Origin of the sequence: Bacillus sp. N5-665 (assembly GCF_022637375.2) — a bacterium.
In the GTDB taxonomy this organism is placed as follows: Bacteria; Bacillota; Bacilli; order Bacillales; family Bacillaceae_G; genus Bacillus_A; species Bacillus_A wiedmannii.
Genome location: NZ_CP093325.1, coordinates 4,302,384 through 4,319,705, shown reverse-complemented (window position 1 = coordinate 4,319,705; position 17,322 = coordinate 4,302,384). Strand labels below are relative to the sequence as shown.

Here is a 17,322-nt window from a genome sequence, read left to right as displayed (position 1 = left end):
GAATGATTTTTAACGAAAGTTCTTACCACGTTATGAATATAACTATAATAGTACACGATTTATTCAGCTACGTATGGAAGTGGGAGGGACGAGTGTGAAGAATAAAAATAAAAGTTCAACAGTTGGAAAACCGTTGTTATATATTGCGCAAGTAAGTATGGAACTTGCTGCACCGAAAATAAAAAGGATTATCTTAACAAACTTTGAAAATGAGGATCGAAAAGAGCGAAGTAATAGAAACGAAAATGCTGTAAGTAGTGCTGTGGAAGAAGTAATAGAACAACAAGAAGAGCAACAAGAAGAACAAGTAGAAGAAAAAATAGAAGAAGAGGAACAAGTACAAGAACAGCAAGAGCCAGTTAGAACTGTTCCGTATAATAAATCATTTAAGGATATGAATAATGATGAGAAAATTCATTTCTTATTAAACCGTCCTCATTACATTCCGAAAGTAAGGTGCAGAATAAAAACGGCTACAGTTTCTTATATTGGATCAATCATATCGTATCGTAATGGCATTGTATCCATTATGCCGCAAAATAGTATGAGAGATATTAAGTTGTCTATAGATGATATCCAATCGATTAGTATGGCCGGCTTTTAAATATGTAAAGGTGGTAGAAATCTTCTACCACCCCAATAGTTTTTTAGTTTACTTCACTTATTAGATAGAAACGTCGCGTAAGCACTGAATCGCACAGAAGCAGCTTAAATCAACAGTAAGACAAGTGTTAGTCGATACTAATCTTGCATTTGGTACAGCTAAAAACGTACAAATTGGATCATTATCAGGTGGTACAGGAGAAGTATCACCTAATACTACAGTTAATACACGTAATACAGCACAGCTATCATCATCTACACTTTCCACACGGAAAATTGGAGATCGGCAGCTTGAAAGGCTTGCAGTTGGTGCAAATGCTTCAAAAGGTTCTCCAGTTTTTGTGTATAAAATAAAAGGGCGTGTATTTGCTACTGAAGCACTATTGTGTGCTCCTAAAAATGGAATTTCACAACCAGATCCACACGTTGTTGTAGAACAATCTTGTAATTCATTGATGAATTTTACAACGTCAACTACACAATGAGAAGAGCCATGGTGTTTATTTTCGTTACAACTCATTAATGTCACTCCTTATCTTCTTGTTTGTATTTACATTAATAAGATATTGGAGTCGAGGAGATTTGGTCACAATCTCAAGAGCTTTTTTTTTAAATAGGCGAAAGAAGATAAGGGAAGGTGGAATCATGCTGTTTACAAGTTGGCTTTTATTTTTCATTTTCGCGTTAGCTGCTTTTAGGCTCACCCGTTTAATTGTTTATGATAAAATTACAGCTTTTTTGCGAAGACCGTTTATTGATGAATTAGAGATTACAGAGCCGGATGGAAGTGTATCAACTTTTACAAAAGTAAAAGGTAAAGGATTAAGAAAATGGATTGGAGAATTATTAAGCTGTTATTGGTGTACAGGTGTATGGGTTAGTGCTTTTTTATTAGTTTTATATAATTGGATTCCTATCGTTGCAGAGCCGTTACTTGCATTATTAGCTATTGCAGGAGCAGCAGCAATCATTGAAACGATTACAGGATACTTTATAGGAGAATAATATATTTTCATAATACGAGAAAAAGCGGAGTTTAAAAGAATGAGGGAACGGAAATAAAAAGTTGTTCATATAGTAAATAGACAGAATTGACAGTAGAGGAGATGTTTGCTGTGAGTAATAGTCCAAGGCAAAATTCATATGACCTGCAGCAATGGTATCATATACAGCAACAACACCAAGCACAACAACAGGCATACCAAGAACAATTACAACAACAAGGATTTGTGAAGAAAAAGGGATGTAATTGCGGGAAAAAGAAGAACACAATAAAACATTATGAAGAATGAAACACTCATATTACTGTGAGTGTTTTTTATTATAAATATAAAAAGCGGTATTTCTAAGGAAGAAATACCGCTTTTTACTAGCTAATTTGTGCAACTGTTAATGCTGCAGCACGGATGTCTACAGTTCCAATTAACTCAACTGGTACAATTTGAATTAAATCGCCAGGGTTTAAGTTAATCAGAATAACACCACTGGATACGTCTACTTCACCAGTACCAATAACGTTAGAACGAACTGCTGTACCTGATCCAGGAATAATGTTAGCTGGCGTACCTAATGATAAGAAGAAACGACCAGCTTCTGGTGCAACAGGTGAGTTATCAAGACTAATTGTTAATGTATAACTGATTTGATAAATACCAGCTCGTAGAATTCGAATGCCATCTCCGACACTTACTGTATCATTTATTACAGGAACAGTAATATTTGGGTTTGGACTTACGCTAGGTAATAGTAATGGTGTGAATAATGAAGCGAACTGAGGGGCAGAAGCGTTGAAAGCAAAACCGAAGGCAGGTAGTGTACTAGCTGGTTTCGCCTCACAATCGATTTTAGTAAATTCGCAATCAGAAGAGAACATGTTTTTCACTCCTTTATCTGTTTCTACTTTCAGTTAATGAAAAGGACAGGTTCTATGTTCTAGACAAGTTCCCAATTTTATAAAAAATACATAATAATACCTTTTAAGCATGGATTGGGTGGCAGAAAATTCTGCCACCCAATCCATGCTTAACTCATTATTTAGTTTTAAATCGTAACATCACGTAAGCATTGAATAGCGCAGAAGCAACTTAAATCAACAGTAAGACAAGTGTTGGTCGATATTAATCTTGCATTTGGTACAGCTAAAAAAGTACAAATTGGATCATTATCAGGTGGTACAGGAGAAGTATCACCTAATACTACAGTTAATACACGCAATACAGCACAGTCGTCATCATCTATACTCTCGACACGGAAAATTGGAGATCGGCAGCTAGAAAGGCTTGCAGTTGGTGCAAATGCTTCAAAAGGTTCTCCAGTTTTTGTGTATAAAATAAAAGGGCGTGTATTTGCTACAGATGTACTATTATGTGCTCCTAAAAATGGAACTTCGCAACCAGATCCACAGGTTGTGGTTGCACATTCCTGTAATTCATGTATAAAACGAACGACATTTGATACACAGTTGAAATCACAATCGTGATGATGATGATGATGGTCTTCGTTACAATTGCAGCTCATTATGTTCACTCCTTATCGTGAGTTCTGACATACACTATTACAATATGAATGAGATATGGTTGATATTACGTTAATTATCATGACGAAAACAGGTAATTTATATTAGGAGGGATGTACATAATGCAATACAAAAAAAGACATCCTTATTTAGTGGATGTCTTTTCAGATAAATCTTTTCGCGCAGTATATAAAAAACGAGAGATATCTAATTTTTTACCTCTAAAAAATTGAGGAGAGGAAATGTAAAGTTCTTCTTTCGCACGTGTAATTGCGACATAAAGTAGTCGGCGTTCTTCCTCTAAAGCTTCAGAAGTCTCTGTAACACGATCATTTGCATCTTTTAAAGAAGAAGTATGGGGGAGAATACCATCGCTCGCTCCAAGTAAAAAGACGCATGGAAATTCAAGGCCTTTTGCGTTATGAATAGACATAAGCGAAACAGCATTTTTTTCCGGCATTGTTTTTAATGCTTCCATTTCTTTTTGACCTTGAATTGCTTCATCAATAAATTGTAAGTATGCTGGAATATCGGTGAAACGAGTTGCTGACTCCATTAATTCTTCTAACATTTCTTCTTGTATATCTTTATGCATCGTAAAGGAAGAACGATCGTTACTTTGTAAGTACTCTAAATACTTTCCTTTACCATGAATAATTTCTTTTAATGCTTTTTTCGGTTCTAATTCTTTTATAAATTTAATAAAATCGATACGCTCATTTACCTTTTTCACTTGAAAAGGTTTTAAGCTAGGATTTAATAATAAGAAATGAAGAAGAGAAGGGAACCGCCCCTCACCATATTTCCATTGTTCACGTTCAATAAATGAAATACAATCATCACGCCCGATATACATCGTTGGCAATATATTTGAAAGTGATTCTAGTCGAAACGGTTCAATCACCAGTCTTAAATGATCTAATACAGGTTTAATTAAAGAATGTTCATAAAATGATTGACTCGCCCCGTGCTTAATAAACGGGATTTTGTGAATTGTAAGCTGATCAAGTAACGAACGGCTTACAGAATGTGTGCGATACAGTAAACAAAAATCTTTAAAGTTGCGTTCGCCGCTATCTACTTTTTCTTGAATGAGCTGCAAAATTTGATTTGCTTCATCAAGAGTCGTAGCAGGTCTTGCGTAAAAAGGTTGTACACCTTCTTCACGCACAGAATATAGCTCTTTATCAAACCGCTCCTGATTTAGTTTGATAACTTCATTTCCAAGTCCGACGATAAAAGGATTGGATCGATAATTCGTATTAAGTGCGATAATCGTAGTGTTATCAAATTCTTTTGGAAAAGATAAAATAATTTGGTGACTTGCTCCTCGCCAGCCATATATCGCCTGATCGTCATCACCTGCGATAAATAAATTATTTCTTGGCGTGGCTAACAATTTTACAATTTCATATTGTGCATACGATGTATCTTGGAACTCATCTACTTCAATATAGTGGAACCGTTGTTGTAATTGGGTAAGCAAAGGAACGTTATTTTCTAACATATAATATGTTTCTAATAAGATGTCATCGAAATCAATATAATTATATCGTTGTTTTACTTCTTCAAAACGCTCGTATACTTCTTTAAACTCTTGTTCAACGGGTGTTTTTGCTTTTACATCTTTCGGACGATTCAATTTGTTTTTCTCAAGTGAAATCATAGCGAGCATTGTTTCAGCATCATAATCGTCTTTTAGACGCAATTCTTTCAAGATTTTCTTTATCATAATTTGTTTATGTTTTTCGTTTGCTAAAATTTGCTGATTATATCCTTGACTACGAAGCAATTTTAAAAAGACAGAGTGGAATGTACCAGCAACAACGTAGCTACTTGTAGCACGATTCATACCTGGTAAATTTGCTACACGGTTTCGGATTTCTTCAGCTGCTTTTTGTGTAAATGTAAGCAATAAAATATTTCGTGGATGAACTTGTTTTACATTTACTAAATAACCTACGCGGGTTGTTAAAACAGATGTTTTCCCGCTTCCGGCACCAGCTAATGTAAGAACAGGGCCTTCTGTCGTACGTACGGCCTCTAATTGTTTTTCATTTAAAAAAACATTTTGTTGTTCGAGAGCGCGAAAATACGCCGCATCTGCATCTTCTTCCATAATTAAATGGGTAGATGTTTTTGGAATATGGTATGTTGCACGCGGAATATCAGCGTGCGTTAATGATTTTTGTGAAAATTTTTCTTGTGTCATATATTCACCTTCAAAACTATAGCATCAACATTTAACTTTAGCGGAAGAAAAAGAAAATAGCAATGTAAAAAACAGGAGGGGATACCTCCTGTTTTCAAATTACAATTCTTTTATCATAACGATGTGAGGAATATTTGCTTCCATGAATACATCAGAATTCGTTACATATCCAAGTTTCTTATAGAAATCTTCAGCATGTGTTTGGGCATGCAACTTTAATTTTGGTAGCGAGTTTTCATTCGCATACGCTTCAAGTGCATCCATAACAATTTTTCCAATGCCTTTTTTACGATGGGAAGCTAGTACGCAAATACGTTCCATTTTTCCTATTCCATCCAGTATGCGAAAACGACCAGCACCAACTGGAACATCATTATCATATATAACAACGTGTGTTGAAGTTTCTTCAAACTCATCATACTCTTCGTCAGCAGAAACTTGTTGTTCATTTACAAATACTTGTTTACGTACAGAGAATGCATCTCTTAGTTGTTCGTCCGTTTGTACGATCTGTGCGTGCAAATTAGTTGTTCCCCTTTCCAAGGTGGAATGTTTCGTATACAGTCCACGTTCCGTTTTCTAATTGATATAGAAGATGGAAGCGATCAATTGGTTGTTCATAATAGAAATCTTTCATACGTAATCGACCTAATACATCAGCATGCTCTGCATCTGATAAGCCTTGTCCGATTGTTAAATGAGGTACGAAAGCGTACTCGCGTTCTTGTATAAAGAATTCGCTATGCATTTCCTCATTTAAGAAAGTAAGTTCAGGTGTTTTTTCTACTTTAAAATAAAGAACATTATTAACAGGTGCGAATGAACCAACTTTTCCGACATGAAGGGTGAAAGGGTTCGTTTTACTTGCGATTGTATGTAACTCTTTTACAATCGATTCTAATTGTTCATCTTGCGTCTCAAAGGGTGTTTTCAATGTAATATGTGGCGGAACTAATGCGTAGTGCGGATCATAACGTTTACGCAATCCGTTCGCTTTATCTTGAATCATTTTAGATGGAAAAATTACAATGCCTAATTTCATGTTCCAATTCCTCCCTTTGTAAGTCTAGTTAGATTTTGAGAAAATAAATCTCTTAATCTATTATATCAAATTATTCTGAATACTGCTCTCTATTATTTCATTGATAGAATATGAGAGAAAGCTTTCGGTAAATCAGTTTGCCAATATTTCCACGTGTGGTTACCTTCAAACTCCTCGTAATGCGTGATGAAATTTCTACCTGTCAGAAGCGTATTGAGCTCACGGTTCGGTTGTACAAAATCAGAAACTTGTCCATCAGTGCGTTTTACAGCTGTTTCTTCTGTCCCAATGACATGATAAAGGTCTAGCGCCTCCGGATTTTTGAAGTCTTTTGCTAAGCTCATCACTGTTTCATCCACAAATGGTGATTGCATAACGACTTTACCGAATGTATGCGGATACATAAGTGCAGTCATGAAGGAAACTGTCCCGCCAAGAGAATCACCAATTAACACACGACCTTTTCCCATTTGGTAAGTTGGATAATTTTCATCGATATATGGTGCAAGTTCATGAGCAAGGAAACGAATATAAGCAGCGTTTTTCACTTCATTTGGGAAATATTTTTCTTTACGATCGTGTACATTTTTATATGGAATACCGACAATAATTGTACGGTCAATTTCTTCAGTTTCACGAAGGCGCTCAAGTACACGGTGCGCTTTACCAAGCTGAAAATAATCTCTACCATCTTGTGCAATTACAACTGTATGTTTGTGCAGTGGTGTGTAATTTACCGGTAAGTAAACGAGAAGTGTAACATCTTCTTGAAGTGATGCGCTATAAAATGAAATTTCTTCAATTCTCCCTATTGTTTGATTCATGTGGATCCCCCTAAATAAAAATTTACTGTAATGATTGTAAGAGCGACGCTTGTAGTGAAAAAGAAAGAAATATTCACTAATAGGTGCTTTCGTTTCTATTTTACCATAATGGTACGAAGAATCTAAAAAATTAGTATTTAAGTTGTGAAAGAAAACGGATATAATGAAGTGGGATTTTTGACAGGTGAGAGGGGAGACTGAATTTGAAACAAGAAAGATCAATCGCACTACCATTAGCAATTTCCATTATAGCCATTTCATTCGCAGCAGTTTTTGTAAAGATGTCCTCAGCACCATCTTCAATATTAAGTATGTATCGATTATGGATTATCGTGCTTATTATGCTGCCTATCGTTTGGAAAAAACGGAAAGAGTTTAGTAAGATTCAAATAAAAGATTGGGGATTTTTAATTGGATCTGGTTTTTTTTTAGCGCTTCATTTTCTTTTATGGTTTGAATCTTTAAAGCATACGACAGTTGCTAGTTCGACGATTATTTTAGCGCTTCAACCAATCGTATCTTTAGTTGGAGGTTTTTTCTTATTTAAAGAAAGAACAACATACTCAGCCATTGCTACAATGGGAATAGCGATACTAGGCGTAATGTGTATTGGGTGGGGAGATTTAGGGTTAAGTGAACAAGCAATTTATGGAGATATATTATCCTTTTTAAGTGTAATAGCGGTTGTTGGTTATTTATTTATCGGGCAAACGACAGTAAAGAAAGTATCACACTGGATTTACAGCTTTACAGTCTTTGCATTCGCAGGTATTTTTATGGGGATTTATAATATAGTATTGCAAGTGCCTTTTACAGGTTATACGAAGTGGGACTGGACCGTTTTTCTTTTACTTGCAGTTGTGCCAACAGTGTCACACGTCATTAATAATTGGTTATTAAACTACGTAAATGCAACAACAATTTCAATGAGTATTTTAGGAGAACCAGTTGGAGCATCTATATTAGCGTTCTTTTTACTAGGTGAAAGACTAAATGCCATGCAAATTATCGGTAGCATGCTCGTATTGTTTGGTGTATCTGTTTTCTTACTACAGCAACAAAAACGAATAGCAAAAAATGTAGTGAACGAACCGGCTTATACACAGGAAATATAATGTTAGAGGAGAAAAGAGAAGTTGTGATACTTCTCTTTTTGTTTTATAGAAATTTAGTTGAAGGAGGGGGAGTTTAGTGGAATTTCCATCAAAAAAAGATGTATGGTTATACCCGATTTTTTTCGTTGTCATTGGAGCGTGTTTTGCCCCCATATTTGTAGGAAGAGAATATTTTCTTTTATTTTTTACACTTCCGTTAGCAATATTATTTATGTGGAGTTGGTTTTCGACAAAATACATCGTCGGAGAAGAAACAATTACAATTAGATCAGGTCTCGTTAAAAAACGCATATTTATACAAGATATAAAACAAATTTCAAATACGAAAAATCCAATAGCTGCTCATGCATTGTCATTTGATCGACTTGAAATTGTTTACGGCGCACATAAAACAGAGATTATTTCTCCTAAAGATAAAGACCAATTCATCAATCTTGTTACAAGTAAAAATTCACACATTGAAATTAAGTAAAAGAGTGGCTAGAAAGCCACTCTTTTACTTTGGATTTGTCATATAAGGTTGTACATGAATAATACATAAGTCACGGAACTTTCCTTCAGCAGTTGTGACAATTATGACTGCTCTTCCGGCACTTTTTCCAGTAATCGTTACTGTATCACCTTTTGGATACATTGTGATAACATCAGCATTCATATTTGTCCAAATAAGTTCTTTATTCGTTGCTTGCACTGGCAAAACGGAAGCTGATAAATCAGTGCTTTGTCCAGTTCTTACTTTCAACTTATTTTTTTCCATATGAACACCAATGACTGAAATAACAGAAGGAGCGATTGAAATTTTAGGTGGATTAGGTTGTACGTTCAAACAAGACGCAGAAGTATTTGTAATAGGTGAAAATTTTCGTGTTTGTTGTTGCTGGAAAGCTGCTAACATGTTGGAGTCCCCTTTCTGTATAAGTGCTGATAGTACTACTATAAAGGAGTAGTGTTATGTTTAATTTAACGAAACATAAAGAAATTGTTAAATTCGAGTAGAAGATTGTCGAACTTTCATAAAAAGAAAGCTCTGCTGATATGATAACAGCAGAGCTTTCTTTTATAGATTATGACTATGTTGTTTTTCGAAATCCTCAAATTGCTCTTCAATTTCTTTTGAAGCTTGTGTTAGTAAACTAACAATTACGATTACTAGTAAACTAATAGTGAAACCAGGAATCATTTCATATAAGAATTCTTTTAAGAATTTAAACTGAGTCCATATAATAACAGTAGCGGCACCAGAAATCATGCCAGCAAGTGCGCCCCACTTCGTCATACGTTTCCAATATAAGCTTAATAAAATAGCAGGTCCGAATGAAGAACCAAATCCAGCCCAAGCGTATCCAACAAGAGCTAAAATCGTATCATTTTGTTTAAACGCTAATGCGCACCCAACTAATGCAATAACAAGTACAGCCATACGACCGACAAATACAAGTTCTTTATCAGAAGCAGAACGTTTAAAGAATGTACGATATAAATCTTCTGTTATAGCACTAGAAGTAACGAGTAACTGAGATGAAATTGTACTCATAACCGCTGCTAAAATAGCTGCTAATAAAAATCCAGTAATAAGTGGATGGAATAAAATAGTGCCAAGTTCAACGAAAATCGTTTCTGGATCAGAAAGTTTTAAACCTGCTTTTGAATAGTATGCAATACCGATAAGGCCAGTAAACATAGCTCCGACAACAGAGAAAATCATCCAGCTCATACCAATACGTCGTGCGCTTTTAATTTCTTTTACAGAAGAAATCGCCATAAAGCGTACGATAATATGTGGTTGTCCAACATAACCAAGGCCCCATGCGAATAATGAAATAATTCCTAATACAGAAGTACCTTTAAAAATATCTAATAATGCTGGATCGATAGATTTAATTGTTTCAAATGCTGGACCAAGTCCATTTACGTGCATAATTGTTACGACTGGAACAAGAATAAGAGCGACTACCATAATGATTCCTTGCACGAAGTCTGTCCAACTTACAGCTAAAAATCCACCAAATAATGTGTAAGCTACGACAACTCCACCAACGATAAGAAGACCAACATGGTAATTGAGTCCAAATGAATTTTCAAATAATACAGCGCCAGAGACAAATCCTGAAGCTACATAAAACGTGAAAAATATCATAATAACAAGTCCAGATACTAGGCGTAGCATATGGGATTTGTCGTGGAAACGGTGTTCCAAAAATTCTGGGATAGTAATAGAGTTGTTTGCAATTTCAGAGTAGGTACGTAAGCGAGGAGCGACATAGATCCAGTTTGCGTATGCGCCTAATGTTAGGCCGATCGCAATCCAACTACTACTTAATCCAACGCTAAACATTGCACCGGGTAAGCCCATTAAAAGCCAACCACTCATATCAGCTGCTCCAGCACTTAATGCTGTTACTGCGGGGCCTAGTGTACGCCCGCCAAGCATATAATCTGTTAAGTTGGACGTTCGTTTATAGGCGAAATAGCCAATTACTAACATCCCGAGCATGTAAATAGAGATAGAAGTTAAAGTTAACATCTGCGTACTCATGTAGTTCCCCTTCCTTTTGTCATGTCTTTTGATGCGTTATGCATATTTATAATCTATCATGATTATTCTGAAAAATCCATACAGAAATACGAATTTTCAGAAATGTAAGCGTTTTTTGCCATCATTTTATTTTTTTAATATATAATATTCATACAAAAAACCTTATTTTTAATAGAGTATTTATTATATTTACATAAAAAGAGGTTGTTTTGTCAATATAATATTGAAAGGAAAGAAAAATAATTTTTTTTGAAAAGTATTGACTTGTGAAAAAAGTCAGGTCTATAATGAGTGCAACTTAAAAAAATGCAAGCGTTGATGAAGAAGAGTACACATGATGAACATGTCAGAGAGCTGATGGTTGGTGCGAATCAGTATGGGATTGATGTGGAATGGGCTTCGGAGCTTCCAAACCGAAACGAAAGAAGTAGGCTTTGGCGACATGATCTCATCGATACAAGAGACACGTATTGTTTTTGATACGGTAAAGTGCGTTACATTCGTAACGAATTAAGGTGGCACCACGGGAGTACCCGTCCTTTCTATAGGATGAGTACTCCCTTTTTGTGTACAAAAAATTAAATAAATGAAATCGTTGAAGTAAGAAGAGTACGTATATTGGAGACGTTACAGAGAGCCGGGGATAGGTGGGAGCCCGGTGCGGTGCTATATACGGAATGGGCTTACGAGAGGTATGCTGAACAATTATTTTCAGTAGGCAACCCGGGTTCCGCCGTTACAAGGATAAGGTATATATTTTGTACCTGAACAAAGCGGGATGCTTTTGCGTCCAACATGAGGTGGTACCACGGTAAATTTATCGTCCTCTACATATTTTCGATATGTAGGGGACTTTTTTATTTTTCAGATTGAGGTGAAAGGCATGATGACAAAAGAGGAATTTATGAAGAAAAAAGAACAGGGAAGAGCATTTTTAGTAATCTCTGAAGAAGAAGGAGATAGCATTACGCCAATTTCTTTATATAGACGTATGAAAGGAAAGAAAAAGTTTTTATTAGAAAGTTCGCAGCTTCATCAAGATAAAGGACGCTATTCTTACTTAGGATGTAATCCATATGGTGAAGTGAAAAGTGTTGGTACGGAAGTAGAACGAACGATTTACGGCCAAACAGAAAAGTTGCAAGGTAACGTACTACAAGTGTTAGAAGAAGAAATCGCGTCAGCTCAAGTAGACAGTCCATTCCCGTTTTGCGGAGGAGCAGTTGGTTATATTGGTTATGACGTCATTCGGCAATATGAAAACATTGGAGAAGATTTACACGATCCATTGAATATTCCGGAAGTACACCTTTTACTGTACCGTGAGTTTATCGTGTATGACCACTTACGCCAAAAATTATCATTTGTATATGTATGCAGGGAAGATGATGCAGCTTCTTATGAAGAAGTATATGAAAGATTGCAAGTATACAAAGAGGAAGTGTTACAAGGAGAAGAAGCAGAAGTAACTGAAATAAGATCAACATTATCATTCACTTCTTCTATAACAGAAAAAGAATTTTGCACGATGGTAGAAACGGCGAAAGAATACATTGGGGCCGGGGACATATTCCAAGTCGTATTATCTCAGCGTTTGCAAAGTGAATGTATCGGTGATCCATTCGCGTTATACCGAAAACTTCGAATTGCCAATCCGTCACCATATATGTTCTATATCGATTTTCAAGATTATGTTGTACTCGGTTCTTCGCCGGAAAGCTTGTTATCAGTTAGAGAAGATAAGGTGATGACGAATCCAATTGCGGGTACGAGGCCGAGAGGGAAAACGAAGGAGCAAGATGCGGAAATTGAAAAAGAACTGTTAGAAGATGAGAAAGAACGAGCGGAGCACATGATGCTTGTAGATCTTGGGCGAAATGATATTGGCAGAGTAAGTGAAATTGGATCCGTGACGATAGATAAATATATGAAAGTAGAAAAATACTCCCACGTTATGCACATTGTATCTGAAGTTTACGGAACATTGCGAAAACAAATGAGTGGATTTGATGCATTAGCGTATTGCCTACCAGCAGGAACAGTGTCGGGAGCTCCGAAAATTAGAGCGATGGAAATTATAAATGAGCTAGAGAATGAAAAAAGAAATGTATACGCCGGTGCAGTGGGGTATGTTAGTTTTTCTGGAAATCTTGATATGGCACTCGCCATTCGAACGATGGTCGTAAAGGATGAAAAAGCATACGTTCAGGCAGGAGCGGGAATTGTTTATGATTCAGACCCAGTAGCTGAATATGAAGAAACGTTAAATAAAGCGAGAGCACTATTGGAGGTAATGAAATGATTGTACTAATTGATAATTATGATTCATTCACATATAACTTGTATCAACTGTTAGGTGAATACGAAGAAGATATTGTAGTCGTAAGAAATGATCAAATAACGATAGAACAGCTAGAAGGGATGAATCCTACAGGAATTGTGCTTTCACCAGGACCAGGAAAACCAGAGGATGCTGGCATTTGTATCGAAGTGATTCGTCATTTTTATAAGAACGTTCCCATATTAGGTATTTGCCTTGGTCATCAAGCAATTATATCAGCATTCGGAGGAGACATTGTTAGAGCGGAGCGCATTAAACATGGGAAAACATCTCGTGTGAAACATAACGGAACGTCAATCTTTTCATACGTGACACAGCCGCTAACAGCGATGCGCTACCATTCTCTTGTTGCAGCACAAACGAGTTTGCCAGAGTGTTTTGACATACTTGCGACAGCGATGGACGATGGAGAAATTATGGCAGTTCGTCACAATTATTATCCGCTATTCGGACTACAGTTTCATCCGGAATCAATTGCAACAGAAGAAGGCGGAAAGTTAATAAGTGCCTTTTTAACAGAAGTAAAAGAGGAGGAAAGAGTATGAATAACTATCTTCGTAAATTAGTGGAGGGTCAACATTTAACAGAAGAGGAAATGTATAAAGCAGGACTACTTTTATTAAGTGAAAACATATTAGAAAGTGAAATTGCAGCTTTCTTAGTCTTACTGAAAGCGAAAGGTGAAACGGCAGAAGAAATATACGGCCTTGTTCGAGCTCTTCGTGAAAAGGCATTACCGTTTTCGAACCATATACAAGGAGCAATGGATAATTGCGGGACAGGTGGTGACGGTGCCCAAACGTTTAATATTAGTACAACATCGGCATTTGTACTCGCAGGAGCTGGCGTAAAGGTTGCAAAACACGGTAACCGTGCTGTATCCAGTAAAACAGGAAGTGCAGATTTATTAGAAGAACTCGGTGTAAATATTAGCAGTACGCCAAACGAAATTGATTATTTATTAGAGCATGTCGGCATCGCATTTTTATTCGCGCCAGCGATGCACCCAGCATTAAGACGCATTATGAAAATAAGAAAAGAATTGAATGTGCCGACGATTTTTAATTTAATTGGTCCTTTAACAAATCCGGTAAATTTAGAAACACAATTTGTCGGCATTTATAAACGAGATATGTTACTACCAGTTGCGCAAGTATTACAGAAACTAGGAAGAAAACAAGCGCTTGTCGTAAACGGAAGTGGATTTTTAGATGAAGCATCATTACAAGGAGAGAATCATGTTGTCATTTTAAAAGATAATGAAATAGTAGAAACGAGTATTGATCCTGAGAAATATGGTTTCTCAATAGTGAAAAACGAAGAGATTAGAGGTGGGGATTCGAAAGAAAATGCAAAGATTACGCTTGGCGTATTAAGTGGAGAAAAGAGTGTTTACCGTGATACTGTTTTATTAAATGCAGGTCTAGCTCTTTTCGCAAATGGAAAAGCAGAAACGATTGAAGAAGGAATTACACTAGCGGTGCATAGTATTGACTCAGGAAAAGCATTAGCCAAACTAAACTTATTAATTGCAGCAAGTAATGAAAAATTAGAAAGGGTGAATTAAAGTGGGGACGATTTTAGATAAAATTGTAGACCAAAAGAAAAAGGAAGTTGCGGCATTATATGAAACATATACACCATTAAAAGAAAATAGAAAGACACATTCACTTGTAGAAGCATTACAGCAGTTTACTGTCATTGCAGAAGTAAAGCGAGCATCACCATCAAAAGGAGATATCAATTTACACGTTGATGTACGAAAACAAGTGAAAACATATGAAGAATGCGGCGCAGGAGCAGTTTCTGTTTTAACAGACGGTCAATTTTTTAAAGGGTCATTTCATGATTTACAAACGGCAAGAGCAGAAAGCAACATTCCGCTTTTATGTAAAGATTTTATAATCGATAAGATTCAAATTGATAGGGCGTATGAAGCTGGCGCAGATATTATTTTACTAATCGTAGCGGCGTTAACGAAAGAGAAGTTAAAAGAACTGTATAGCTACGTACTAGAAAAAGGATTAGAAGCAATTGTTGAAGTTCATGATGAACAGGAATTAGAAATTGCGATCCAATTAAATCCGCACGTTATCGGTATTAACAACCGTAATTTAAAAACATTCGAAGTTGATTTAAGCCAAACAGAACAGCTTGGAAAACGATTAAACGAGGAGAATTTACTTTGGATTAGTGAAAGCGGGATTCATTCAAAAGAAGATATTATTCGCGTCAAACGAGCTGGGTCGAAAGGTGTATTAGTTGGAGAAGCACTTATGACATCATCTTCTATTCTTACCTTTTTTGAAGATTGTAAGGTGAACATATGAAAGTGAAAATTTGCGGTATCACTGATGTTGAAACGGCAAAACGTGCTTGCGAATACGGAGCTGATGCACTCGGATTTGTTTTTGCAGAAAGTAAGCGAAAAATTACTCCAAGGCTAGCGAAAGAAATCATTCAGGAGATTCCAGCAAACGTGTTAAAGGTTGGTGTTTTCGTAAATGAATCAGTAGAAGTGATCCAGGAAATTGCAGATGAGTGTGGGTTAACGCATGTGCAACTACATGGGGATGAAGATAATCATCAAATCAAAAGATTGAATATTCCGTCTATAAAGGCGCTCGGAGTGACTTCGGAGGAAGATATGAAAAACGCTCAAACATATGAAGCGGATTATATATTGTTTGATAGTCCGAAAGAAAAGTTTCACGGGGGAAATGGAAAGAAATTTTCATGGGAGTTACTCGCACATATGTCAAAAGAGTCGCGAGAGAAAACGATATTAGCTGGTGGATTAAACGCTCTTAATATAGAAGAAGCGATTCGAACTATTCAGCCATACATGGTCGATGTAAGTAGCGGAGTGGAGACAGAAGGAAAGAAAGATGTAGAGAAAATAAAACAATTTATTATAAAAGCGAAGGAGTGTTCCAAATGAATTACGCATATCCAGATGAAAAAGGTCACTACGGTATATACGGAGGACGATACGTTCCAGAAACGTTAATGCAATCTGTATTAGAACTAGAAGAAGCATATAAAGAAGCGATGCAAGATGAAGCGTTTCAAAAGGAATTAAATCATTATTTAAAGACATACATCGGAAGAGAAACACCGCTTTATTTCGCTGACAATATGACGAAGTATTGCGGCGGTGCAAAGATTTATTTAAAACGTGAAGATTTGAACCATACAGGAGCTCATAAAATTAACAATACAATTGGTCAGGCACTTCTTGCAGTACGAATGGGCAAGAAAAAAGTTGTCGCTGAAACAGGGGCAGGACAACACGGAGTGGCAACCGCTACTGTATGTGCCCTACTCGGATTAGAATGCGTCATCTTTATGGGAGAAGAAGATGTGAGACGTCAAAAATTAAATGTGTTCCGAATGGAATTACTCGGAGCGAAAGTAGAAAGCGTAGCCGCAGGTAGCGGTACATTAAAAGATGCGGTAAACGAGGCGCTTCGCTACTGGGTTTCACACGTACATGATACGCACTACATTATGGGATCCGTTCTTGGACCGCATCCATTCCCGCAAATTGTTCGTGATTTTCAAAGTGTAATTGGGAAAGAAACGAAAAAACAATATGAAGCGTTAGAAGGAAAGTTACCGGAAGCAGTCGTTGCATGTATTGGTGGTGGGAGTAATGCGATGGGTATGTTTTATCCGTTCGTACACGATGAAGAAGTTGCTCTTTACGGCGTAGAAGCAGCTGGAAAAGGCGTTCATACAGAAAAGCATGCAGCTACTTTAACGAAAGGAAGCGTTGGCGTTTTACACGGATCGATGATGTATCTTCTGCAAAATGAAGAAGGACAAATTCAAGAAGCTCACTCTATTTCAGCAGGACTCGATTACCCGGGTGTTGGGCCAGAACATAGCTTGCTAAAAGATATTGGCCGCGTTTCTTATCATTCGATTACAGATGATGAAGCGTTAGAAGCATTTCAATTATTAACGAAAAAAGAAGGGATTATTCCGGCGTTAGAAAGCTCACATGCTGTCGCATACGCATTAAAATTAGCGCCGCAAATGAAGAAAGACGAAGGACTTGTCATTTGTTTATCTGGTCGCGGGGATAAAGATGTAGAGAGTATAAAACGTTATATGGAAGAGGTGTAAAAA

General features: G+C 36.6%; 20 protein-coding genes and 2 other annotated features. Of the genes, 11 read left to right on the top strand and 9 right to left on the bottom strand.

The annotated features are described in order from the left end of the window. The first annotated feature begins 73 nt into the window (after window positions 1–73). A complete protein-coding gene (locus MNO09_RS24775; protein WP_070168550.1) occupies window positions 74–604 on the top strand; it encodes a spore coat CotO family protein in 531 nt (176 codons plus the stop codon). 60 nt (window positions 605–664) lie between these two features. On the opposite strand, the gene exsY is transcribed toward MNO09_RS24775, so the two are convergent. Beyond that, window positions 665–1,123: an exosporium assembly protein ExsY gene (gene exsY, locus MNO09_RS24770; RefSeq protein WP_001277728.1), complete on the bottom strand. Its 459-nt coding sequence runs from the start codon at window positions 1,121–1,123 to the stop codon at window positions 665–667. Window positions 1,124–1,248: 125 nt separating this feature from the next. Between exsY and MNO09_RS24765 the strand changes: the two genes are divergently transcribed. Together MNO09_RS24765 and MNO09_RS24760 are read left to right on the top strand one after the other, a co-directional pair. Next, complete coding sequence (locus MNO09_RS24765) at window positions 1,249–1,608, top strand: DUF1360 domain-containing protein (protein ID WP_000899661.1); 360 nt, start codon at window positions 1,249–1,251, stop codon at window positions 1,606–1,608. Window positions 1,609–1,709: 101 nt separating this feature from the next. Next, window positions 1,710–1,895 carry a hypothetical protein gene (locus MNO09_RS24760; RefSeq protein ID WP_033657682.1) on the top strand — a complete coding sequence of 62 codons (186 nt, stop codon included), beginning with the start codon at window positions 1,710–1,712 and terminating at the stop codon, window positions 1,893–1,895. A 77-nt stretch (window positions 1,896–1,972) separates the two neighbouring features. Here MNO09_RS24760 and exsF read toward each other — a convergent pair whose 3' ends face one another. The 6 genes from exsF to MNO09_RS24730 form a co-directional block, all read right to left on the bottom strand. Beyond that, a complete protein-coding gene (gene exsF / locus MNO09_RS24755; RefSeq protein WP_000492937.1) occupies window positions 1,973–2,476 on the bottom strand; it encodes an exosporium protein ExsF in 504 nt (167 codons plus the stop codon). A 167-nt stretch (window positions 2,477–2,643) separates the two neighbouring features. Next, the gene (gene cotY / locus MNO09_RS24750) at window positions 2,644–3,120 is read right to left on the bottom strand and encodes a spore coat protein CotY (RefSeq protein WP_002096791.1); all 477 of its coding nucleotides are present in this window, start codon (window positions 3,118–3,120) and stop codon (window positions 2,644–2,646) included. Window positions 3,121–3,263: 143 nt separating this feature from the next. Next, window positions 3,264–5,330, bottom strand: coding sequence for an ATP-dependent helicase (locus tag MNO09_RS24745; protein WP_070168551.1), 2,067 nt, complete (start codon window positions 5,328–5,330; stop codon window positions 3,264–3,266). A 99-nt stretch (window positions 5,331–5,429) separates the two neighbouring features. Then, a complete protein-coding gene (locus MNO09_RS24740) occupies window positions 5,430–5,852 on the bottom strand; it encodes a GNAT family N-acetyltransferase (protein WP_000543285.1) in 423 nt (140 codons plus the stop codon). Window position 5,853: 1 nt separating this feature from the next. Continuing rightward, window positions 5,854–6,372: a YjcG family protein gene (locus MNO09_RS24735; protein ID WP_000765870.1), complete on the bottom strand. Its 519-nt coding sequence runs from the start codon at window positions 6,370–6,372 to the stop codon at window positions 5,854–5,856. 92 nt (window positions 6,373–6,464) lie between these two features. Beyond that, window positions 6,465–7,196 carry an alpha/beta hydrolase gene (locus tag MNO09_RS24730; protein WP_001076857.1) on the bottom strand — a complete coding sequence of 244 codons (732 nt, stop codon included), beginning with the start codon at window positions 7,194–7,196 and terminating at the stop codon, window positions 6,465–6,467. 203 nt (window positions 7,197–7,399) lie between these two features. On the opposite strand from MNO09_RS24730, the gene MNO09_RS24725 reads away from it, so the two are divergent. Both MNO09_RS24725 and MNO09_RS24720 read left to right on the top strand, forming a co-directional pair. After that, window positions 7,400–8,311: a DMT family transporter gene (locus MNO09_RS24725; protein WP_088106949.1), complete on the top strand. Its 912-nt coding sequence runs from the start codon at window positions 7,400–7,402 to the stop codon at window positions 8,309–8,311. Between the two features lie 76 nt (window positions 8,312–8,387). Beyond that, on the top strand, window positions 8,388–8,783 hold the full coding sequence (locus tag MNO09_RS24720; protein WP_000395654.1) for a PH domain-containing protein: 396 nt from the start codon (window positions 8,388–8,390) through the stop codon (window positions 8,781–8,783). Between the two features lie 24 nt (window positions 8,784–8,807). Here the strand turns inward: MNO09_RS24720 and MNO09_RS24715 are convergent, their stop codons facing one another. Further along, window positions 8,808–9,206, bottom strand: a complete 399-nt coding sequence (locus MNO09_RS24715; RefSeq protein ID WP_000878738.1) for an Ig-like domain-containing protein — start codon at window positions 9,204–9,206, stop codon at window positions 8,808–8,810. Window positions 9,207–9,368: 162 nt separating this feature from the next. Continuing rightward, the gene (putP, locus tag MNO09_RS24710; protein WP_000107193.1) at window positions 9,369–10,847 is read right to left on the bottom strand and encodes a sodium/proline symporter PutP; all 1,479 of its coding nucleotides are present in this window, start codon (window positions 10,845–10,847) and stop codon (window positions 9,369–9,371) included. Between the two features lie 306 nt (window positions 10,848–11,153). Beyond that, window positions 11,154–11,391, top strand: a binding site (T-box leader). Window positions 11,392–11,433: 42 nt separating this feature from the next. After that, window positions 11,434–11,678, top strand: a binding site (T-box leader). Between the two features lie 52 nt (window positions 11,679–11,730). Here putP and trpE point away from each other — a divergent pair. Genes trpE through trpB form a run of 6 tightly spaced genes read left to right on the top strand, consistent with a single transcriptional unit; the run spans window position 11,731 to window position 17,319 of the window. After that, on the top strand, window positions 11,731–13,149 hold the full coding sequence (gene trpE, locus MNO09_RS24705; protein WP_002203426.1) for an anthranilate synthase component I: 1,419 nt from the start codon (window positions 11,731–11,733) through the stop codon (window positions 13,147–13,149). After that, window positions 13,146–13,733 carry an aminodeoxychorismate/anthranilate synthase component II gene (locus tag MNO09_RS24700; RefSeq protein WP_000636340.1) on the top strand — a complete coding sequence of 196 codons (588 nt, stop codon included), beginning with the start codon at window positions 13,146–13,148 and terminating at the stop codon, window positions 13,731–13,733. The genes trpE and MNO09_RS24700 overlap by 4 nt, the downstream gene beginning before the upstream one ends. Beyond that, window positions 13,730–14,755, top strand: a complete 1,026-nt coding sequence (trpD, locus tag MNO09_RS24695; RefSeq protein WP_001067358.1) for an anthranilate phosphoribosyltransferase — start codon at window positions 13,730–13,732, stop codon at window positions 14,753–14,755. The genes MNO09_RS24700 and trpD overlap by 4 nt, the downstream gene beginning before the upstream one ends. A 1-nt stretch (window position 14,756) precedes the next feature. Continuing rightward, a complete protein-coding gene (gene trpC / locus MNO09_RS24690) occupies window positions 14,757–15,518 on the top strand; it encodes an indole-3-glycerol phosphate synthase TrpC (RefSeq protein ID WP_000536681.1) in 762 nt (253 codons plus the stop codon). Continuing rightward, a complete protein-coding gene (locus MNO09_RS24685; protein WP_000865135.1) occupies window positions 15,515–16,129 on the top strand; it encodes a phosphoribosylanthranilate isomerase in 615 nt (204 codons plus the stop codon). Before trpC ends, MNO09_RS24685 begins: the two co-directional genes overlap by 4 nt. Beyond that, window positions 16,126–17,319 carry a tryptophan synthase subunit beta gene (trpB, locus tag MNO09_RS24680; protein WP_001105013.1) on the top strand — a complete coding sequence of 398 codons (1,194 nt, stop codon included), beginning with the start codon at window positions 16,126–16,128 and terminating at the stop codon, window positions 17,317–17,319. The genes MNO09_RS24685 and trpB overlap by 4 nt, the downstream gene beginning before the upstream one ends. The last annotated feature ends 3 nt before the right edge of the window (window positions 17,320–17,322 follow it).